Source organism: Pseudoxanthomonas sp. JC1303, assembly GCF_058448525.1.
Map to the genome: position 1 here is coordinate 2,689,085 of NZ_CP185958.1, position 20,024 is coordinate 2,709,108.

At 68.1% G+C, this 20,024-nt stretch carries 16 protein-coding genes; 6 read left to right on the forward strand and 10 right to left on the reverse strand.

Features of this window, described 5'->3' with window-relative positions; all coding sequences use genetic code 11:
• Positions 1-4: 4 nt before the first annotated feature.
• From ACORQU_RS11980 to ACORQU_RS11995, 4 genes are read right to left on the reverse strand one after another with little or no spacing between them, the layout of a single operon-like run.
• Complete coding sequence (locus ACORQU_RS11980) at positions 5-1,168, reverse strand: SIS domain-containing protein (protein WP_491641391.1); 1,164 nt, start codon at positions 1,166-1,168, stop codon at positions 5-7.
• Positions 1,149-2,438, reverse strand: coding sequence for a D-tagatose-bisphosphate aldolase, class II, non-catalytic subunit (locus ACORQU_RS11985; RefSeq protein ID WP_491641392.1), 1,290 nt, complete (start codon positions 2,436-2,438; stop codon positions 1,149-1,151). Before ACORQU_RS11985 ends, ACORQU_RS11980 begins: the two co-directional genes overlap by 20 nt.
• Before the next feature lie 16 nt (positions 2,439-2,454).
• The gene (locus tag ACORQU_RS11990; protein ID WP_491641393.1) at positions 2,455-3,375 is read right to left on the reverse strand and encodes an EamA family transporter; all 921 of its coding nucleotides are present in this window, start codon (positions 3,373-3,375) and stop codon (positions 2,455-2,457) included.
• Positions 3,372-5,486, reverse strand: a complete 2,115-nt coding sequence (locus ACORQU_RS11995) for a glycoside hydrolase family 36 protein (RefSeq protein WP_491641394.1) — start codon at positions 5,484-5,486, stop codon at positions 3,372-3,374. The genes ACORQU_RS11990 and ACORQU_RS11995 overlap by 4 nt, the downstream gene beginning before the upstream one ends.
• Before the next feature lie 193 nt (positions 5,487-5,679).
• Between ACORQU_RS11995 and ACORQU_RS12000 the strand changes: the two genes are divergently transcribed.
• Positions 5,680-6,759 (forward strand): amidohydrolase family protein, encoded by a 1,080-nt coding sequence (locus ACORQU_RS12000; protein WP_491641395.1) that lies wholly within the window; start codon positions 5,680-5,682, stop codon positions 6,757-6,759.
• Positions 6,760-6,772: 13 nt separating this feature from the next.
• Here ACORQU_RS12000 and ACORQU_RS12005 read toward each other — a convergent pair whose 3' ends face one another.
• The gene (locus ACORQU_RS12005) at positions 6,773-7,555 is read right to left on the reverse strand and encodes a DeoR/GlpR family DNA-binding transcription regulator (protein WP_491641396.1); all 783 of its coding nucleotides are present in this window, start codon (positions 7,553-7,555) and stop codon (positions 6,773-6,775) included.
• Positions 7,556-7,697: 142 nt separating this feature from the next.
• On the opposite strand from ACORQU_RS12005, the gene ACORQU_RS12010 reads away from it, so the two are divergent.
• Positions 7,698-10,586 carry a TonB-dependent receptor gene (locus tag ACORQU_RS12010; RefSeq protein ID WP_491641397.1) on the forward strand — a complete coding sequence of 963 codons (2,889 nt, stop codon included), beginning with the start codon at positions 7,698-7,700 and terminating at the stop codon, positions 10,584-10,586.
• A 76-nt stretch (positions 10,587-10,662) separates the two neighbouring features.
• On the opposite strand, the gene ACORQU_RS12015 is transcribed toward ACORQU_RS12010, so the two are convergent.
• From ACORQU_RS12015 to ACORQU_RS12035, 5 genes are all read right to left on the reverse strand, one after another.
• Positions 10,663-11,370 carry a DUF2894 domain-containing protein gene (locus tag ACORQU_RS12015; RefSeq protein ID WP_491641398.1) on the reverse strand — a complete coding sequence of 236 codons (708 nt, stop codon included), beginning with the start codon at positions 11,368-11,370 and terminating at the stop codon, positions 10,663-10,665.
• Positions 11,360-12,016, reverse strand: coding sequence for an OmpA family protein (locus ACORQU_RS12020; protein ID WP_491641399.1), 657 nt, complete (start codon positions 12,014-12,016; stop codon positions 11,360-11,362). The genes ACORQU_RS12015 and ACORQU_RS12020 overlap by 11 nt, the downstream gene beginning before the upstream one ends.
• Positions 12,013-14,292, reverse strand: coding sequence for a DUF802 domain-containing protein (locus ACORQU_RS12025; protein ID WP_491641400.1), 2,280 nt, complete (start codon positions 14,290-14,292; stop codon positions 12,013-12,015). The genes ACORQU_RS12020 and ACORQU_RS12025 overlap by 4 nt, the downstream gene beginning before the upstream one ends.
• Entirely contained in the window at positions 14,282-14,992 is a 711-nt protein-coding gene (locus tag ACORQU_RS12030) for a DUF3348 domain-containing protein (RefSeq protein ID WP_491641402.1), read from the reverse strand. Before ACORQU_RS12030 ends, ACORQU_RS12025 begins: the two co-directional genes overlap by 11 nt.
• Positions 14,993-15,139: 147 nt before the next feature.
• Positions 15,140-16,060 carry a LysR family transcriptional regulator gene (locus ACORQU_RS12035; RefSeq protein ID WP_271647087.1) on the reverse strand — a complete coding sequence of 307 codons (921 nt, stop codon included), beginning with the start codon at positions 16,058-16,060 and terminating at the stop codon, positions 15,140-15,142.
• 108 nt (positions 16,061-16,168) lie between these two features.
• On the opposite strand from ACORQU_RS12035, the gene ACORQU_RS12040 reads away from it, so the two are divergent.
• The 4 genes from ACORQU_RS12040 to ACORQU_RS12055 all read left to right on the forward strand — a co-directional run bounded on the left by ACORQU_RS12040 (position 16,169) and on the right by ACORQU_RS12055 (position 20,016).
• Positions 16,169-17,275, forward strand: coding sequence for a 4-oxalomesaconate tautomerase (locus ACORQU_RS12040; protein ID WP_491641403.1), 1,107 nt, complete (start codon positions 16,169-16,171; stop codon positions 17,273-17,275).
• 64 nt (positions 17,276-17,339) lie between these two features.
• Positions 17,340-18,407, forward strand: a complete 1,068-nt coding sequence (locus ACORQU_RS12045) for an ABC transporter substrate-binding protein (protein WP_491641404.1) — start codon at positions 17,340-17,342, stop codon at positions 18,405-18,407.
• Positions 18,408-18,422: 15 nt separating this feature from the next.
• Entirely contained in the window at positions 18,423-19,256 is an 834-nt protein-coding gene (locus tag ACORQU_RS12050; protein WP_271647084.1) for an ABC transporter ATP-binding protein, read from the forward strand.
• On the forward strand, positions 19,240-20,016 hold the full coding sequence (locus ACORQU_RS12055; RefSeq protein WP_271647083.1) for an ABC transporter permease: 777 nt from the start codon (positions 19,240-19,242) through the stop codon (positions 20,014-20,016). The genes ACORQU_RS12050 and ACORQU_RS12055 overlap by 17 nt, the downstream gene beginning before the upstream one ends.
• Positions 20,017-20,024 lie beyond the last annotated feature (8 nt).

The following is a 20,024-nucleotide window of genomic DNA, read 5'->3' on the forward strand; positions in this document are numbered from 1 at the left end:
CGGCTCAGGCGTCCAGCGCGTACAGCCGTACGCCCTGGACGACACGGTTGACGATGCCGGCTGGATTCGGGTTGTCCGGCGTCACCCCGCGCACGCGCGCATGCAGGAACGCGTAGATCTGCGCGGCCGCGATGTAGGGCCACAACAAGTCCATATCCGCCGCATCGGCCAGGCCCGGCACGGCCAGCGTATCGGCACCTTCGCTGCGTGGCTGAGCCGAAATCTCGATCACCCGCGACGCCACCCCGTCGCGACGCAACTCGTCGATCAGGTCGTGGTCGTAGCGCCGGGTGTAGGGATCGTTGGACACGAACACCATCACCAGTGTGTCGCCGGTGACGAAGGTCTTGGGCCCGTGGCGGAAGCCCAGCGGCGAGTCGTAGCACGTCGCCACCGCGCCGTTGGTCAGTTCGCCCAGCTTGAGCGTGGCCTCGCGCGCCAGGCCCTGGAACAGTCCGCTGCCCAGGTAGACGACGCGTTCGTGGTGGGCGTTGGCCAGTGAGCGCAGCAGTGGCAGCGCGTCGGCGATCACCGCCTCGGTGGCCCGCGCGATGGGTTCGATGCGCGCGTCCAGCGCCCCGGCCGGCAGCAGCGCGGCGACGGCGGCGTACATCATGCAGCTGAAGGACGAGGTCATCGCGAAGCTGGTGTCGTGCGTCTCTTCCGGCAACTGCACGGTCATCGCCTGCCTGACTGGCACGTTGGCCAGCTGGCCTTGTGCGTTGCAGGTCACCACCAGATGACGCACCTCGCGCACCAGGGACTCGGCCAGTTCGACCGCAGCGATGCTCTCCGGGCTGTTGCCCGAGCGGCCGAAGGAGATCAACAGCAGCGGCTGCGCCGGATCCAGGTGCAACTGCGGCGCGCTCACCAGGTCGGTGGTCGGCACCGCGTCCACGCGCGCGGCCAGGCGCCGGTCCAGCAGCGGTGCCAGGCACTGGCCAAGATAGGCCGAGGTGCCCGCGCCAGTGAGGATCACGCGCGCGGCCGGGTTGTCGGCAATCGGCGCGACGAAGTCCTGCAGCTGGGCGTGCATTTCGGCGACCAGCGCGTGGGTACGACGCAGCATCTGCGGCTGCTGGGCGATCTCGCGCGCGGTCCAGATGGCCTTGGTGGCCTCTAGTTCGCCTTCGGTGGCGCCGAAGAGCTCAGGAACGGTCTTGGTCATGGCATGCATGGTGGTAGTCATCGAGTACGGCACTGATGTGCGCCATGGCCAGGGACTGCGGGTCAAGCGTCGCGGTTCCGGTGCGAAGGGCGTGCAATGCGTGGGGAAGGAACTGGCTGATCAGGGAGATGGGCGGCGGGTTGTCGCGCAGGTTGTCGAACAGGTGCTGGCGCGCCTGTTCGATCCGCGCATCCGGCCAGTAGTAGCGAATGCGGTCGGACAGGCTGTAGTTGAGGTCGATGGCCAGAGCCGCGCCCTCGCTGTGGTAATAGCGACGCCAGTGCCCGGGTGCGTCATGCAGGCGCTGCAGGGCCACCTCGCGCAGGCGCGCCTGGCGCTGGGCGGGAATCCATTCGCGCTCGATCGCATCCAGCGCCCAGAGCGCCTCGCGCAGGGCGAAGGTCAATCCGGGGCCGACCTTGAGGATGGCGAAGTGGTCGCGCACCAGCGCGTCGAGCGCATCGCGGGTCTGGTAGTCGGTCGAGTGCGCTTCGAACACCATGTCCGGCACGGTGGTGATCGCCTGGCTCAGGGCGACGGCCTTGTCCGGCGCATAGTCGATGACGCTGTGATGGTCGAACTCCACGCCCGGCTGCACGACCGAGGCGACCACGCGCTGCCACGCGTCTTCCAGGCCGGCCTCGGCGAAGGCGGTGCGATGCGCCTGGATGGTGGCCAGCGCCGCTTCGGGCGTGGTCAGGGCGAGGCCTTCGATGGCTTCGGTAGCGCCGCCGGGCACGGGGACCTCGGTACCGATGACGTAGACCGGCGCCTCGCCGCCGGCCTGCTGCCAGGCGGCCTCGGACGCGCGCGCCAGGCGCACCGCGCGGCGCACGATTTCGGCCTCCGGCAGCGGCACCGGGTCGCCGGCGCAGGCCATCGAGCAATCCAGGTGGATCTTGCGGAAGCCCGCGGCCACGTAGGCGGCCACCATGACGTCGGCCTTGTCCATCGCCGCGGCCGCATCCAGCGATGTCCACGGGTTCGGCCCGAGGTGATCGCCACCCAGGGCGATGCGCCCCACGTCGAAGCCGACACGCTGGGCGATGCTGTGCACGAAGGCGACGAAGTCGCTCGGCTGCATGCCGGTATAGCCGCCGTCCTGGTTGACCTGGTTGCAGGTCGCCTCGAACAGCACTAGGTCCTGTCCGGTGCGCTGCGCGTGGCGTAGCGAGGCCTCGATGACGATGGGGTGCGCCGAGCAGATCGAGGTCACGCCGACGGCATGACCGGAACGGTGGCGCGCGATGAGGTCGAGCAGGGCTTGCATGGACGGGTGATCCGAATCAGGAAAGAGGGGCGTTGGCCGGGCGCTCGGGTTCGAGCACCAGCAGCAGCGAGGCAACCAGGGCCAGGACCAGGCCGGCGGCCTTCAACGGACCCGGGACGACGCCGGCGAAGAGCAGCGACAACGCGGCGGTGACCAGCGGTGCGCCGGCATTGCTCAGCGGCGCGACCACCATCGCCTTGCCATAGCGGAAGGCGAACACCAGCGTCAGCGCGCCGATGGCGTTGAGCACCTGGATGCCGGCGGCCATCCACGGACCGGTCAGGCCGGTGTTGATCGGCTGCGACCAGTCGGTCATCCACAGCGCCACGGGGGCCAGCAGCAGCGCGCCGATGGTCATGTAGGCGAAGATGCTGTCGGCGCGCACGCTGTCGTTGGCCAGCTTCATGAAGAACGCCTGCACGCCCCAGGCCAGCATGATCAACAGCGACTGCAGGAACCAACCCAGTCCGTCGCCCGTTCCACGACCGAAGGACAGGTCCAGCATGGGCAGCGCGACCAGCGCCAGCACGATGCCCAGCGTGCCTTGCCAGCCAGTGCGCTCGCGCAGCAGCACGAACGACAGCGCGATGGTCACCACCGGCGAGAGCGAGATGATCGGGAACACGAAGTACGCCGGGCCGATGGTCAGCGTGTGGAACAGCAGCATCTGGCCGCCCGCGCCGAGCAGGCCGATGGTCAGGCCATAGACGATGGCCCGGGGCGAGCGTTCCAGGCGCCAGCCGCCGCGCCACAGGATGTACAGCGCAGGCGGCAGCATGGTCAGTGCCCACACCACATACACCAGCGTGTCCGGGAAGCCATGCGCGGCCGATAGCGGCGACAGCGCGCCCCACACGCCCCATAGCGCCACGGTCGCCAGCGCATAGGTCAGCCAGGGGCGACGACGCGGCGCGGCCGTGGCGGCGGAGGCGCTCACGCGGCGGCCTCCGGCGTGGCTTGCAGGCGCGTGGCCTGCACAAACAGGAAGCGTTCGAAACGGGCGGGAAGTCTGGCGACCGGTCCTTGGACCACGCCCAGGTCGCGTTCGTTGAACAGGTCGCGCACCTTCCAGAGGCCCGGACCCAGCCCGCGCAGTTCCACCTGTCCATCGAAGCGCGGTGCATAGAAGGTGTAGTACTGCGCCCCCTCCTTGGCGATGACGTGCGTCTCGGGTTTGTCGAAGCCGATGTCGTACAGCGTGCCCAGGTACTCGCCCCGGGGCAGCATGTGCGTCTTGTACAGATCGACCCACTTGCGCCACAGCGCCTCGCGCGCGGGCGTGAGCACGAAGCCGCCCGGCGGCAGCGGCTCGGCGGGATGGTCGGTGTCCTTGGGCCAGGTGAACTTGGTCGAGATCACCGCGCCGACGCCGACGCTGGAGGCGAAGTCATCGCGTCCGTCGGACAGTTCGACATGGTCGCCGGCATAGCTGCTGCGATCGCCCATCAGCGCCTTGATCGACTTGCCCTTGCTGCGCACCTGCCACGAGGACAGTGGATCGGAGGCGGGGTATTGGTCGGTCGCCGGCAGGTTGTGGAAGGCGAACGCGGTCCCGCACGGGCACAGTTCAACCACCGCTTCGGGATTGGCCGCGTGCGCGGCGTCGTAGATCGCCTGCCAGAACCGGGCCAGGCCCTCGACCGATTCCTCGGGCCGCGCATGCTTGTGCGCCGGGTTGTAGCAGGGCGCCACCGCATTGAGGTGCTGGCCGTCCAGCTTGATGCCTTGAAAGCCCCAGTCGCCGATGATCTTCTTCACCAGCGCCACGTAGAAGTCGATCACCGGCTGGTAGGCCGGACACTGGGTCAGCGCGTTCCACCAGGTCACGGTCTGGAAGGCGCCGTCCTTGTCCAGCAGCAGCATGTCGACGTGGTCGTGCAGGACGTCACTGCCCGGATCGGCGGCCAGCGGCGCCAGCCACAGGCGCGGACGCATGCCGTGCCTGCGGATCTCCGCGGTAAAGGCGCGCATGTCCGCCTCGCCGCGCGGGAACTTCTTCAGGTCGATCTTCCAGTCGCCCTCGTTGGTCTGCCAGCCGTCGTCCAGCACCGCCCACTCGAAGCCCAGCGCCTGAGCCTTGGGCAGCGTGTCGAAGATCTGCTTGACGGTGAAATCGCGTTCGTAGCCCCACGCGCACCAGATCGGCGCGAAGGCCGAGTCCGGCGGCCGCGGGCCTTCGATCCCCTCGGCCGCCATGAACTGGCGGTACTGCTGCAGCGGCGCATAGAAGTCGCCGCGATGTACGGCCAGGAAGGTGCGCTCGGTGACCAGCTCGGCGCCGGGCGCCAGGGTGGTCGGCTGCTGGCCTTCGATGGCGATCGAGGCGCCGGTCGCGGTGCGCTTGACCGGCATGGCCAGCGGGCGCGGCACTGGCTCGACATGGCCGATGGCCAGGCCGACATCGCGTCGCCACACATTCGCCACCGGCGTGCCGCCACCGTAGTCGGACGAGTCCATGGCCAGACTGTTGCGCTGGTCGAACCCATCGCCCAGCGGCTGCACCCAGTCGCGGCGGTCGGTATGGGTGGCGCCGGAGAAACTCCAGAAGCCGCCGGGCGCATCGCTGAGTTCGTGCGCGCTGCTGCGCCAGCCGGTGACGTTCAACGGGGTGCTGCCGACATTGCGATAGCGCACCTGCACCAGCGCCAGGCCGGGCAGGGCATCGAACTGGCTCACCGCGACCTGCTTTTCCACGCCCTGCGCGGCGCGGCCGGTGAACACCACCTGCCGGCCGCGCCCATGGCGCGGGTCGTCCAGGTCGTGGGCCTGTTGGTCGTCGAGGTGGAAATCGGTCACCTCGCCTTTATCCAGCAGCAGCGTCTCGCTGGATTGCCAACCGGTCAACGGCGCGCCCCACGCCGACAGGCGCGTGCGCATGCGCTCATCGAAGGCGACGCCCAGCACCGCATCGCCAGCCTGCGAGTGCGCGCCCTGTCGATCCGAGTCTGCGCTCGCGGCACGCGCCCAGGGCATGGTGCTCCAGGTCACGCCGCCGGCCACGCTGCCGGCGATGAACTTCAGAGCGGTGCGACGTCCAATCGGGGGCATGCGGGCTGATCCGGTGGAGATGGCATGCATTCTGCGCATGCGGTCCGCGTTGATGCAAGCGTTTTGTTGCGATATGGTTCCAATAAGTTTCGTTTAATTACTGCTGGGGTGGGCAATGCGTCAGATGCGGCGAGTGATGGGTGTGGCGATCGGGGCATGTTGCTTGGTGGCGTGTTCGCCCTTGGCGTCGCCGGTGGCGTCCGCGTCGACCGCGGACGCGGTCGCGCCGCGGGTCTCGGCGACCTACGCCATGGATGACTACGCCAAGGTGCGCAAGTTCGACGCGCACGTGCATGCCAATGGCGCGGATCCTGTATTCCTGCAGCTGGCGCGGACCGACAACTTCGAGTTGCTGTCGATCAACGTCGACTACCCTGATTTTCCGAGTATCGAACAGCAGCACCGGGCCGCGCTGAAGCTGGCCAAGGACGATCCGCAGCGCTTCCACTGGGCGGCGACGTTCTCGATGAAGGGCTTCGGGACGCCTGGCTGGCTGGCGTCGACCAACAAGCGCCTGGACGAGGAGGTGGCCGAGGGCGCCAGGGCGGTGAAGGTGTGGAAGAACATCGGCATGGTCGAGCGCAACGCCAAGGGCGAGCTGATCATGCTGGACGATCCCGGGCTGTCCCCCGTCGCCGACCATATCCAGCAACTCGGCGTTCCGCTGATCGCGCACCAGGCCGAGCCCTATAACTGCTGGTTGCCGCTGGACAAGATGACCACCGACAACGATCGCGAGTATTTTTCAAAGCATCCGGACTACTACATGTACCTGCATCCGGAGATGCCCTCGCACGAGGACCTGATGGCCGCGCGCGACCGGTTCGTGGCCGCGCATCCGCAGTTGAAGTTCGTCGGCGCGCACATGGCCAGCCTGGAATACGACGTGGACGTGCTGGCGAAGTTCCTGGACGCCTACCCGCAGGCCACGGTCGACCTGGCCGCCCGCATGAGCCAGGTGCAGTACCAATCGTTGCGCGATCCATCCAAGGTGCGTGACTTCTTCGTCCGCTATCAGGATCGGCTGCTGTATGGCACCGATCTGACCCAGGGGCCGGATGCCGACCCCGCCACGTTCAAGGCCGAGGCACACGCGTCCTGGACCTCGGACTGGAAATACCTGGCCACCGGTGAGTCGCAGCGTGTGGACATGCTCAATGTCGAGGTTCCAGGCCTGGCCCTGCCGCGCGCGGTGATCGACAAGCTCTACTATCGCAACGCCATCCGGGTCTTCGGATTGAAGGACCGATCAGCCGCCGCGGGCGGCAAGTGACGGCGCGGGTGGCTCAGGCGCGGATCATGGTGAAGCCCAGCGCCTGACAGGCCTGGGTGATGTCATCGGGGGCGCCGGTATCGGTGATCAGCGTGTCCAGCCCCGAGACGGGGATGATCCGATGCAGGCACACCTTGCCGAACTTGGAGCTGTCGGTGATGGCCACGACCACCCGTGCCGCCTCGACCATCTTTCGGTTGAGCATGGCCTCCGGCTCGTAGTGGGTGGTGATGCCGCGCTCCAGGTCGAAGCCGTCCACGCCCAGGAACAGTTTGTCCACATGCAGCGCATCCAGCGCCTCGACCGTCAGGCCTCCGTAGAAGGCCATGTTCTTGCGGCGCAGTTCGCCGCCCAGCATCACGATGTTGATGTTGGACTTGGGCGTCAGTGCGGACAGCACGCCAAAGTCGTTGGTGACCACGGTGATCTCCAGATCCGGCAGGGCTTCGGCCAGCTGGATCGCGGTGGTTCCCGAATCGATGGCGATGGTGTCACCCGCCGCGACCAGTGCGGCGGCACGCGCACCGATCCTGCGCTTTTCATCCAGATGCGCGGTGCGCTTTGTTTCGTAATGCGGTTCGTTGGCGTTGCTGCCGACGACGTTGCTGTCGATCGCGCCGCCGTAGGCGCGGGCCATGACGCCGCGTTCGGCCAGGTAGCGCAGGTCCTTGCGCACGGTCTGCATGCTCACACCGAACTGCCTGGCCAGCGCGGTGACCTGTACGCTGCCGTGCTGGCGCACGAGTTCGCTGATCTGCAGCCGGCGCTGGCTGGTGTCGCGAGTAACAGACGGCATGGGGGCTCCTGGGGCAAACATTCCAGAGTATACGGGCATTTCGTTAAATTTCGCTATTGATACAAAACGAAACATCATTTAGGCTCGGTTTCGTTGCTTCACCAGCCAGGCCCCCACAAGCCTTCCTCTCCAGGAGATCGCCGTGAAAGCCGTCCCTCTGCAGCGCCGCCGTCTGTGTCATGGAATTGCCCTTGCCCTGTTGATGCCGGCCACGGCCTGGTCACAGGAGGCCGCCCCGCAGGCGCCTGCGACCGGTGGGCCTCAGGTCCAGCAGGACACCGTCCCGTCCGGCACGCCACAGGACGCCATCGACCTGCAGACCGTCCAGGTCACCGGCGTGCGTGCCGCGCTGACGCGCTCCAACGATCTCAAGCGTGATGCGAGCACGGTGCAGGACTCGATCACCGCGCTGGAACTGGGCAAGTTCCCGGACAACAACGTGGCCGATTCGCTCAGCCACATCACCGGCGTGTCGATCAGCCGCACCGCCGGCGGCGAGGGCCAGAAGGTCAGCGTCCGCGGCCTGGGCCCGGAATACACCCTGACCACCTTCAACGGTCGCATCCTGGCCACCGACGGCGAGGGGCGCGATTTCGCCTACGACGTGCTGCCGGCCGATGTGATCAGCGGTGCCGATGTCATCAAGGGCGCCGAGGCGGCCAATACCGAAGGCGCGATCGGCGGCCTGGTCAACCTGCGTTCGGCCAGTCCCTTCGACCAGCCCGGCCAGCATGGCGTGGTGCGCGTGGAAGGCGACCGCAACCAGATGTCCGACCTCAACGGACGCAAGTTCTCCGGCGTCTACAGCAATACCTTTGCCGACGACACCATGGGTGTGATCCTGGGCGTGGTGTCGGCGCGCCGCAAGGACCGCACCGACACGGCCGGCAACGATGGCGGCTGGACCCGCAATCCGGATCCGAGCGACCCGTCCTGGGGCGGCAACGCCTGGGGCGGCAACATCGACCTGAACGGCAACGGCGAGCTGGACCCGGACGAATACGGCCTGATCGGGCCGGGGCAGTTCCGCGTCGGCTCGATCCTGGAAGACAAGAAGCGCACCGCGTTCTCGGGCAAGTTCGAGTGGCGCCCCAGCGACAGCTTCAGGCTGACCGTGGATGGACTGAAGACCAAGCTAGACTCGCCGCAGGTCGGCTACCAGCAGTCCTATTACCCGCTGTTCTCGCCCGGCCGCTGGTCGAACGTGACCGTGCAGAACGGCATCGTCACCGGCCTGACCCTGGACAACCCCGATCCGGAGCAGCGCCTCAATCCCGAACTGCTCAACAAGACCGAATACCGCGTGGTCGACACCGCCTTGTACGGGGCCAACGCGCAGTGGAAGGTCAACGATGACCTCACCCTGACCGGCGATGTCTATCGCTCCACCTCGCGTCGCCATTCCGGTGGCCAGGACAGTTACGTGGTGCTGCGGCTCAACCAGCCCAACACCACGACCATCACCCTCAATCCGTCGGGCATCCCGAACGTCACCACGTCGCTGGACGATGGTCGCGACTGGACCAGCGGCCTGCCCAAGGGCGAGTTCGGCGCCAACGACTTTCTCACCCACTACAACGAGCTGGCCGGCGACAACATCGACGACCGCATCAATGGCGGCACCTTGGGCGGCGATCTGTTCGTGGGCGCCTGGCACGTGGATCACCTGAAGTTCGGCGTGACCCTGACCGATCGCCGCAAAGCGCGCGACCTGATCACCAATACCCTGACCGGGGGCGCGGACTACTACTCTGGCGACAACGCGATCAACGTCGGCGACCTCGGCGGGGACCTGCTGTCGGTGTACTCGCTGCCCAATTTCATGAGCGGCGTGAACTCCAGCTTCCCGCGCAGCTTCATCGCCTTCGACGTCCCGGCCTACGAGGCGGCCCTGGCCGCCTATACCGGCACGCGCCCGGACGGTACTGCCTATGACTACGCCAACGCCGCGCCGGCGTGGAACCCGCTGCAGAGCTATCGGGTGACCGAGAAGACCACCGCGTTCTACGTGCAGGCCGACCTGTCCGGCGAGCGCTGGGACGGCAACGCCGGCGTGCGCGTGGTCAAGACCGACACCACCTCACAGGCCTGGGATGCACAGATCACCAGCATCACCGAAAACGGGGCGTTCAACTACACCGCCGCCTACGCCGCCCCGACCAGCATCAGCCAGAAGGGCAACTACACCTACGTCCTGCCGTCGGCCAACTTCGTCTACCACATCAGTGACGACCTGCAGCTGCGCCTGGGCGCGGCCAAGACCATGGCGCGTCCCTCGGTGGAGCAGCTGGCACCGACCAGCAGCACCGAGAGCGTGTCCTGGGGCGAATTCACCCAGGTCTATGGCGGCAACGTCGATCTGAAGCCCTACACCGCCAAGCAGGGCGATGTCTCGCTGGAGTGGTACTTCACCGAGCGCTCGATCGCCAACCTGGCGGTGTTCTACAAGCGCATCGACAACCAGATCACCACCAGCTGGGAGACCGGCCAGGACATCGGCGTGGGCGGCATCAGCGATGCCGATGGCAACGTGGTCTCGCCAGGCCCGACCCTGTTCAATGTGATGCGCCCGATCAACGGCGACTACGCCAAGGTGCACGGCATCGAGGCCGGCCTGCAGCACTTCTGGGACAACGGCCTGGGTTTCCGTGCGCAATACACGCGCAACTGGTCCGAAAGCTGGGTCGATGGCGAGAAGCGCCCCCTGGAAGGCATCGCCCCGTCGGTCTATTCGGTGAGCCTGATGTACGAGAAGGGCCCGTGGGACCTGGGCGTGACCGCCGACCATACCGACGGCTTCGTCAGCGCCGTCAACGTGCTGGGCGCCGGTTATAACGAAGAGGCCGATCCGCTCACCTGGCTGACCGCGCACATCACCTACAACATCAACGACATGTTCACCGTCTCGCTGGAAGGCAACAACCTGCTCGACGATGAGCAGACCACCAGCATCAACGGCAACCCGCTGCTGCTCAACAGTTACTACCGCTACGGCCGCAGCCTGACCCTGGGGCTGACGATGCGGTTCTGAGGCCCCATCGCGTCCTCGTTCGTCAGCAGGAAGCGCGCCGGTCGGTCCTTCTGCGTCCGCCGGTGCGCGGTGGCGGTCAGCCGCTGCGCTTGCGAGGCTTCCTGCGTGGCGGCCGTCCCGTGATCGGTGCCTGTGTCGCAGTGTCCGCAGCGGGCAGGCCGCCGCCGCCCTGCATCTGCTCCAGCCAGGCCAGGGCGTCCAGGTAGGCCAGGAAGTGCCCCAGGTAGCCAGGGGCGGCGTCGCGCATCAGGGCGATGGCGCGGTGGACCAGGACCCCGGAGTTGAGCGGGCCGGCATCCTCGGGGGCTTCCTGTCTCGACTGACGCAGCTGTTCCTCGGTGCGCAGGCGGGTCCATAGCTGGCGGAACTCGTCCAGTGCCGGGAGGCTGTCGGTGGCCGCTGCCAGGCGCTGGGTCGACGCTTGTGCGCTGTTGGCCGGCGGGCGCGGATTGGGTGAGGCTCCCGCATCGATTTCTGTTTTAGCGGGTGGCTGCCTTGCTGTGCCCAACTGCGTCAGCAGCGTGGACAGCGACGTGCCTCGTTTCGCATCGATGGGGCGAACGTCGTCGGTGGTGGACGGCGTTGCGCGGGCGCTCAGGATCTGGGCGTAGTCCTCCGCCAGCGCGGCGAGCCGCGCTTCCAGCAGCGCACGCGCCTGGCCGTGCAATTGCGCGGTGCGGGTCGCCAAGGCCGCCAGGGTGTGGAAGCGCACCGGATCGATGCGGTCGGCGCCGGCCTGCCGCCAGGCGGCGATGCGCTGCGCGGGGCTGGGCTCAGTGGCCATCGGGCGTGGCAGGTGTCGACGCCGCGGCGGTCTGGCGCGGAATCGGGGCGATCTCCACGCGCCGGTTGCGGGCGCGGCCGGCCTCGGTGGTGTTGGGGCTGGCCGGCTGCTGGGCCCCGAAGGCCGCAGCGAAGACCGACCCGGCCGGGACGCCCTCGGCGATCAGGGTACGGGTGACGGTCAGCGCACGCTGGGCCGACAGCTCCCAGTTGTCGGCGTAGTGCTGGTTGGTGTCCAGCACCGGGCGGTCATCGGTGAAGCCGCTGACCATCAGGATCTCCTCGCGCGCGGCCAGGTACTGGGCCAGCGGCGCGGCCAGGCTGCGCAGGACCTCGCGCCCTTCGGGCTGCAGCTGGTCGGAGTTGAGTGCGAACAGCACGTTGCCGCGGATGCCAATGCGGCCGTCGACCAGGGTCACCCGGCCGGCGGCCAGCGGCGCGGCCAGCGCCTGCTCCAGGGTCTTGCGGCGCTGGGCCTCGGCCTGGCGCTGCTTGACCTCCTGGTCCAGGCGCTGGGACAACTGCAGCTGCACGCCGATCACGCCGACCAGGATCAGCACGAAGGCGCCCAGCAGCACCGACATCAGGTCGCCGAAGGCCGCCCAGGTGGTGGCGGTGGACGCGTCGTCCAGCTCGAGCTCGCTCATGCGTTGCCCGCGCCGTTGCCGGAGAGCTGGTGCAGCTCGCCGATGATCTGCTTCTGCGAGAGCATGCTCAGGTCGATGACCTCGCGCGCTTGGGCCACGTAATAGGCCAACTGCTCATCCCCCCGGGTCTGCGCGGCGTCCAGCGCGGCGGCGATCTGCTCCAGGCGCGCCATCAGCGCCTCGTTGGACGCACCGAAGGCCTGCACGGCCGCGCCGAAGCCCTCGCCCAGGCTGGCCACTTCCACGGCGCTGCCGGTGAGCTGGGCCGCCGCAGTGTCCAGGCGCCCGGCCTGGGCCTCGATCTGCTCGCTGAAGCGCCCGCCCAGGCGTTCGAGCAGGTCGGCCGAGGTGTTGACCAGGCCCTCGACCGCGCCACGCTGCTCGGTGGAGGCGTGGTTGACCGCGTCCAGCAGGGTTTCCAGCGTGCCCAGCAGGCGCGTGCGCTCCTCGAGCATGGCGGTGTCGCGGACCATGCTGTCGCTGAGCTTCTCGCGCAGTTCGCCAACCACCGCGGCCGCCGCGCGCGGGGCGTCGGAGGCGGCTTCCACCAGGCGCGAGATCTCGGCGATGGTGTCGCGGGCGTGGGCCTGGCCTTGTTCGGCGATCTGGCCGGCGGTCTGGCCCAGCGCGTCGCAGATGGCCTGCTGGCGCTCGGCGACGGCCTGCCCAGCCTGCTCCCACTGCGCGGCCAGGCGGGTGCCGGTGGCGTCCAGGGTCTCGGTCCAGGCGGCCAGGCGGGTCTGGTCGCGGGCCTCCAGCGTGTCCTGCAGGCCGGCGTGGGACTGCTGCAGGCGATCGACCAGGGCAGTGGCGTGGTCATGCAGGGTCTGCGCCGCGGTGTCCAGGGACTGCGCATGACGCGTGGCCAGGGCCTCGCTGCTGGCCTGCTGGGCGGCCATGGCCTCGCGCCAGGCCAGCGCGGCGGCGGCGGTGCCGGCGTCCAGGCGGGAAGACACGCTGTCGACCAGCGCCTCGGCCTGTCCGGCGAAGGTCTCGCCGAAGCGCGTCAGCCCGGCGTCCAGGCCGGCTGCCAGCGCGGTGTTGGCCTCGCGCTGGGCGTCGGCGGCCGCCTGCCACTGCGCGGCGGCCGTGGTGGTCGCCTGCTCCAGGCTGCTGCTCACGCGATCCAGATGCTGCTGCGCGGCTTCGGCAAGGCGCGCGTGGACGCCGGCGGCTTCGCCAGCGAGCCCGGCCAGGGTCGCTTCCATCAGCGGTGGCAGGGCGGCGGCGGCTTCGCGCTGGGCGTCGGCGGCGGCCCGCCATTGCGCGGCCGCCGTGTCGGTGGCCTCGGTCAGGCCGCTGCTCACGCCCTCCAGGTGCTGCTGCACCGCGTGGCCGACGCGCTCGTGCAGGCCGGCGGTCTCGCGCGCCAGTCCGGCCAGGGTGGATTCCATCAGCGGCTGCAGCGCGGCGGCGGCGGCGCGTGCGCTCTCGGCCACGCCGTCCTTGAGCGATTGCTCGACCGAGGCGGCCAGACGCGTATGGATGGCCTCGGTGCGGGTATGGAAGTCGGCTTGCCCGCTGGCCAGGCGCTCGCCTGCCGCCAGCTGCTGGCGCTCCAGGGTCTCCATCATTGCCTGCATGCGATCCAGCAGCACCGGCATCAGTGCGGTGTGCTGCTGCAGCAGGTCGAAGGCCTGTTCGCGCTGGTGGGCCTGCGAATGCGGACGCAGGGTGGTGGCGATCTCCACGTCCAGCGCCTGCACGGCCTGCAGGCGTTCGCGGCGGCACAGCGCCGAGAGCAGCCCCAGCATGGCCGAACTGGCCACGCCGGCGATCGAGGTCCCGAAGGCGAAGGCCAGCCCCTTGACCGGCGAGGCCAGCGCGCCGCGGATGGCCTGCAGGTCGCCCGAGCCTTCCAGCGCCAGGCCGGTGCCGCGCAGGGTGGCCATCATGCCCAGCAGGGTACCGAGCATGCCCAGCAGCACCAGCAGGCCGACCAGGTAGGGCGTTAGCGCGGGGGCGGGCAGGGCCACGCGTTCGCCTTCCACGCGCAGGCGCACGGCGTTGCGCAGGCTGGGGTCCAGGCGTTCCAGCCAGCCGCGCAGGCCGGTCTGGGTCGCGGCGGTGTCGGCGGCAGCTGCCTGCAGCGTGGCGGTCGCGCGGCGGTAGCGGTACAGCTCCAGTCCGCCGGCCAGGTAGCAGGCGGCGATGACCAGGGTCATGGCCACGCCGATGGGGTGGTTGCCGAGGTAGCCGATGCCGATCCAGGCCACGGGCAGCAGCCCGGCGAGAAACACGGCGAAGGCGATGGGGGTGAGCTTGTCAGTGCGCATGGTGTCCCGATGCATGGGGGCGAAGCGCTGCCAGCAGCGCCTCGATGGGATGGAAGCGGACGTCGAGTTCGGCCAGCAGCACCTGCCGCATGTCTTCGCGGAAGGCGTCCTGCCAGACGTCAGGCGCCGGGGGCGGCGCCGGTTCGTCCGAAGGTGAAGGGGCGGGCTGGGCGCGGGCGAAGTGCGCCGCCAGCAGGCCGGGGACCGCGTCGAGCAGGGTCTGCTCGCGCGGGCTCAGGGTGAGTTCCATGACCGCGTCGACCTCGGCCAGGCGCGGCAGTGGCGCCGGTGCGGCAGCCAGGCGCTCGCGCAGGCGCCCACGCAGCTGGCCGGTGGTGGCCTGCATCGCGCGCTGCTGGTCCATGACCCGGCGCCGGAACGGGGCGAAGTCCACCATGCCATCGGCGCCAGGCGCCACGGCGTGGGCGCAGGCGGCCTCGATTCCGGCCACCAGCGCGGCGCGGGCCTGGGCGCAGGCGTGATCCTCGGCCGCGTCGAAGGCCGGTGTGCCCTCCGGCGCGGGCGCTGGCGTTCCGTCCAGGGCACGGGACAGGACCACGGCACGGTTCCAGTCCACCCACTGGCCCAACCGGTCGGGCAGGGACTGCTGCAGGGGCGGGACCGAGGTCTGGCCCAGGCGGGCCAGCAGGCGCACGAACGCCGGGCCCGCAACAGGCGTGCGGTGAAGGGATTTGCCCATGGGACAGGCCGAAAAACCCGCGATTTTACACGCACATGACGGCGCGGGCCCGGCCGCGCGGTCCGCGCGCCGAAGCGCAGGTTCAGCGCCAGTGGAGCGCTAACCCGAACTGCCGGACTGACTGGCCAGGCGCCGCGGACCTGCCTCTCAGCCGCGCGTCCGTTCGGCGGCGCGTGCGGCGGGCTTCCACTGCTTCTGCAACATCTGCAGGAAGCGCTCGGCCATCGGCGAGAGCATCGCCCCACGACGGCGGACGATGCCGATCGTGCGCGAGACCACGGGACTGCCGATGGGCCGTGTGACCAAGGTCGGGTGGTCGCCCTGCGGTGTGGCCATCTGTGGCAGCACCGAAACGCCGATGCCTGCTTCGACCATGCCCAGCGATGTCGACAGATGAGTCACCTCGTAGAACCAGCTGAGCTTGAGGTTCTCGCGTGCCAGTGCGCCGTCGAGCAGGGTGCGGTTGCCGCTGGTGCGGTGCACGGTGATGAGCTGGTGCTTCTCCAGGTCGCTCCAGGCGATCTTGCGCTTCTTCGCCAGCGGATGGTCGCGCCGGCATGCGAGCACGAACGGATCCTCGACCAGCACATCGAAGGCCAGGTTGGGGTCCGAGGCGCCCATGAAGTTGATGCCGAACTCGACCTCGCCACGCTCCACCGCCTGCAGTCCGTCGGTGGCCGGGATATCGAGGATGCGGAAGCGCACGTTTGGATAGTCGGCGTGGAAGCGCGCCATGACGCTGGGCAGAAAGTAGAACGCCGCAGTGGGCAGACACGCGATGGTGATCTGGCTGCCGATCTGGTCGCCACGCTGTGCGAACAGCGAACCGTCGAACTCCTCCAGCATGCGTCGCACCAGCGGCAGCAGATTCTCACCGACCGCGGTGGTGGCCACGCTGCGCGTCGTCCTTTCCAGCAGCGGCGAGCCGATCGCCTGCTCCAGCTTCTGGATGCGTCGACTCAATGCCGGTTGCGAGACATGCAGGGTCTCGGCGGCGCGATGGAAGCTGCGCGACTCGGCCACCAGCAAGAAGGCGCGCAAGTCGAGGATCTCGCAATTCATGCTCATATCGGATCAATCCTTTAAAAAATAGCAATTCACAGATCAATCGTGTCCATGCCAGTATCGAATCACACCGGGTGATTAATCCGGAATTGGTATGAATCTAACACGCCCATGTCCAACGACCTGCTCAGCGTCCCCTGTGTTCTGATGCGCGGCGGCACCTCCAAGGGGCCGTTCTTCCTGGCCTCGGACCTGCCTGCCGACACGGCCGAGCGTGATCGCCTGCTGCTGGAGGTGATGGGATCGGGCCATCCGCTGCAGATCGACGGCATCGGCGGCGGCAATGCGCTGACCAGCAAGGTCGCGATCATCGATCGTGCCAGCCGACCCGACGCCGATGTCGACTATCTGTTCGCCCAGGTGCGCGTGGACCAGCGCGTGGTCGATACCGCGCCCAACTGCGGCAACATGCTGGCTGCCGTGGGGCCTTACGCGATCGAGCGCGGCCTGGTGCCGGCGCGGCACCCGCGCACCCAGGTGCGCATCCACAACGTCAACACCGGCAAGGTGATCGTCGCCACGGTGGAAACGCCTAACGGCCAGGTGTCCTACCTGGGCGATACCCGCATCGCCGGCGCGCCCGGCACCGCCTCGCCGATCTCGCTGTCCTTCCTGGATGCCGCAGGCGCGCGGACCGGCAAGCTGCTGCCGACCGGACTGGCCAGCGAATGGATCGACGACGTGGAGGTGAGCCTGGTCGATTGCGCCATGCCTTTGGTGCTGATGCGTGCCGATGCGCTGGGTCTGCGTGGCGACGAGCCGCCGGCCCAGCTCAATGCCGATGCCGCGCTGCTGGCGCGGATCGAGGCGATCCGCGTCGAGGCAGGGCACCGCATGGGCATCGCCGACGCCGCCGACCGGGTGATCCCGAAGCCGGTGCTGCTTGCCCCACCGCAGCATGGCGGCCAACTACAGGTCCGCTATTTCATGCCGCACCAGTGCCACACCGCGCTGGCCATCACCGGCGCGGTTGGACTGGCCACCGCGGCGGTCACCGCAGGCACACTGGCCCACACCATGGTGGGAGACGTGCCGGTGCCGTCGACGATTACCCTTGAACACCCCAGTGGCAGCCTGGCCGTCGGGCTCAGCCGCGCCGCCGGCTCCGAGGCGGTCATCGCCAGTGTCGTGCGGACCGCGCGTCGCCTGTTCGAAGGCCGGGTGTTCGCTCCGTCGCCACGTACCCCCATCGCTGCCGAATGGACCTCAGCGGCATGACCTGAATTGCCGGGTCGCCCCGGTCCATCGCACATCGCATCGCCATACATCCTGGGAGGGATCAATGTACAAACAACTCATGACCACGGCGCTGGTCGCCGCCACGCTCGCGCTTTCCGCGTGCGGAAAGAAGACCGATGCCGGCGATGCCAAGGCCGCGGCCAGTACCGACCCGGTGCGCATCAGCGTCGGCTCGTACAACCTCAACAACCTGCCGTTCTTCATCGCCGACGCGCAGGGGTACTTCAAGGACGCCGGGCTCGACGTCAAGACCGAGAACTTCGCCCAGGGCGGCTCCAAGGTGCTGCAGGCGCTGGTGGCCGGCTCGACTGACGTGGCGGTGGGCTTCTACGACCACACCATCCAGATGCAGGCCAAGCACAAGGATGTCACCGCCTTCATCCTGCTTTCGCGCAACTCGGGCCTGGTCCTGGCCGGCACCAACGACAGCACGTTCGATCCGGGCAAGCCGGACACCATCAAGGGTTTGAAGGTCGGCATCACCGCGCCGGGCTCGTCGTCGGACTTCTTCGTGCGCCACTACCTGGCGCGCAACAAGATCCCTGAAGATGCCGTGTCGCTGATCGGCGTAGGCTCCGGTGCCGCGGCGGTGGCCGCGCTGGAGCAGGGCAAGGTTGATCTGCTGGTCAACTACGACCCGGCGGCCACGCTGATCGCCGAGCGCAAGGTCGGCAAGATCCTGATCGACGCGCGCAGCGATGAGGGCGCACGCCAGGTCTACGGCGGCCTGTATCCGACCTCGGTGCTGTATGCGCAGTCCTCGTTCCTGAAAGAGCGACCCGACGCGGTGGAGAAGATCGTCAAGGCCGAGCAGAAGGCGCTGCGCTTCATCGCCGACCACAGCGCCGAGGAAATCGTCGCCGCGCTGCCCGATTCCTACGTGTCCGGCGATCGCGCCACCTATGCCAAGGCCGTAGAGAACGCCCGTGCCATCTTCACCCGGGATGGCCGCTTTGTCGCAGAAGACCTCAAGACCCCGCTCGAAGTCCTGAGCGAGTTCAACAAGGGCGTCGCCGACGCCAACGTCGACCTGTCCAAGACCTACACCAACTCGTTCGTCGATCGCGCGCTGGCCGCGGACGGCAGTACGCGAGCCACGGCCAAGCAGTAAGCGGAGGAAACCATCATGGTGCTCAACGCCAAAGTGCGCAGCCTCAACGGCGCACCTCAACTCGGACCGACCGAAACCATGGTCGCCATCAACAAGGTGACGATGTCTTTCGGTGACTTCACCGCCGTGCGCGACGTCGACATCCAGGTCGGCAACGGTGAATTCGTGGCGATCGTCGGCCCGACCGGCTGCGGCAAGAGCACCGTGCTCAACGCCGTGGCAGGCCTGCTGACGCCGGCGTCCGGCGGGATCAGCATCGACGGCACGCCGGTGAAGGGGGTGCAGGAGTCGGTCGGTTACCTGTTCCAGCAGGACGCGCTGCTGCCGTGGAAGACCGCCTTGCAGAACGTCGAACTCGGCCTGCGCTTCCGCGGTGTGGCGGCCAAGGAGCGCGAGGAAAAGGCGCGCGCCTGGCTGGCCAAGGTCGGCCTGTCCGGCTTTGAGCATCGCTACCCGCACCAGCTCTCCGGAGGCCAGCGCAAGCGCGTGCAGATGGCGCAGGCGTTGATCGTCGAACCAAAGGTGATCCTGATGGACGAGCCGTTTTCCGCGCTCGATATCCACACCCGGCACCTGATGCAGAACGAACTGCTGCGCCTGTGGCAGGAAGACCGCCGCTCGGTCGTGCTGATCACCCACGACCTGGAAGAGGCCATCGCGCTGGGCGATCGGGTGGTGGTGCTGTCGGCCGGGCCGGCCAGCCGCGTGGTGCGCAGTTTCGATGTCGATCTGGAGCGGCCGCGCAACGTCGCCGAGATCAAGCTGGACCAACGATTCACCGACCTGTACCGCGATATCTGGGCCTGCCTGCGCGGCGAAGTGGAGAAGAGCTATGCACGCCAAGACTGACAAACTGATCCAGATCACCCTGATCGTCCTGCTGTTCGGCGGCTGGGAGGCCGGCGTGGCCAGTGGCCTGATCGATCCGTTCTTCTTCCCCGCGCCGTCGGGCATCGCCCGGCAGATGTGGACCTGGCTGTCGGATACCTCGTTCTACCACCATGTCTACATCACCCTGACCGAAACCGCGCTGGGCTATCTGATCGGCACCGCCATGGGCGTGGCCGGCGGCGTCTGGCTGGGACTGAGCCGGCGCTCGGCGCGGATCCTGGACCCGTTCATCAAGGGCTTCAATGCGATCCCGCGCGTGGTACTGGCGCCGATCTTCGTGCTGTGGCTGGGCCTGGGGCTGTGGTCCAAGGTGGCGCTGGCGGTGACGCTGGTGTTCTTCACCACCTTCTTCAATGCGATGCAGGGCGTGCGCGAGGTCAATCCCACGGTGCTGGCCAACGCGCGCATCCTCGGTGCCGGGCGTAGCGACCTGCTGCGGCACGTGTATTTCCCGGCGGCGGCCAGCTGGATCCTGTCCTCACTGCGGACCTCGGTGGGTTTCGCGGTGGTCGGCGCGATCATCGGTGAATACCTCGGCGCCTCCGCGGGCCTGGGCTACCTGATCGCGCAGGCCGAAGGCAACTTCAACGCGGTCGGGGTGTTCGCCGGCATCATCGTCCTGGCAGGTTTCGTCCTGATCATCGACGCCCTGCTCGACATCGTCGAAAACAGGTTGATCACCTGGCGCCCTAGCGCGCAGCAGGGCGCGACCAGCTGATCGCCTGA

What these genes read in the sequence shown, in the direction of transcription:
- ACORQU_RS12020 (WP_491641399.1), bottom strand. Translation starts at nt 12,016, where the DNA reads ATGAGCGAGCTCGAGCTGGACGACGCGTCCACCGCCACCACCTGGGCG.
- ACORQU_RS12015 (WP_491641398.1), bottom strand. Translation starts at nt 11,370, where the DNA reads ATGGCCACTGAGCCCAGCCCCGCGCAGCGCATCGCCGCCTGGCGGCAG.
- ACORQU_RS12045 (WP_491641404.1), top strand. Translation starts at nt 17,340, where the DNA reads ATGTACAAACAACTCATGACCACGGCGCTGGTCGCCGCCACGCTCGCG.
- ACORQU_RS12050 (WP_271647084.1), top strand. Translation starts at nt 18,423, where the DNA reads ATGGTGCTCAACGCCAAAGTGCGCAGCCTCAACGGCGCACCTCAACTC.
- ACORQU_RS11985 (WP_491641392.1), bottom strand. Translation starts at nt 2,438, where the DNA reads ATGCAAGCCCTGCTCGACCTCATCGCGCGCCACCGTTCCGGTCATGCC.
- ACORQU_RS11995 (WP_491641394.1), bottom strand. Translation starts at nt 5,486, where the DNA reads ATGCCCCCGATTGGACGTCGCACCGCTCTGAAGTTCATCGCCGGCAGC.
- ACORQU_RS12030 (WP_491641402.1), bottom strand. Translation starts at nt 14,992, where the DNA reads ATGGGCAAATCCCTTCACCGCACGCCTGTTGCGGGCCCGGCGTTCGTG.
- ACORQU_RS11980 (WP_491641391.1), bottom strand. Translation starts at nt 1,168, where the DNA reads ATGACCAAGACCGTTCCTGAGCTCTTCGGCGCCACCGAAGGCGAACTA.
- ACORQU_RS12035 (WP_271647087.1), bottom strand. Translation starts at nt 16,060, where the DNA reads ATGAGCATGAATTGCGAGATCCTCGACTTGCGCGCCTTCTTGCTGGTG.
- ACORQU_RS12005 (WP_491641396.1), bottom strand. Translation starts at nt 7,555, where the DNA reads ATGCCGTCTGTTACTCGCGACACCAGCCAGCGCCGGCTGCAGATCAGC.
- ACORQU_RS12025 (WP_491641400.1), bottom strand. Translation starts at nt 14,292, where the DNA reads ATGCGCACTGACAAGCTCACCCCCATCGCCTTCGCCGTGTTTCTCGCC.
- ACORQU_RS12055 (WP_271647083.1), top strand. Translation starts at nt 19,240, where the DNA reads ATGCACGCCAAGACTGACAAACTGATCCAGATCACCCTGATCGTCCTG.
- ACORQU_RS12040 (WP_491641403.1), top strand. Translation starts at nt 16,169, where the DNA reads ATGTCCAACGACCTGCTCAGCGTCCCCTGTGTTCTGATGCGCGGCGGC.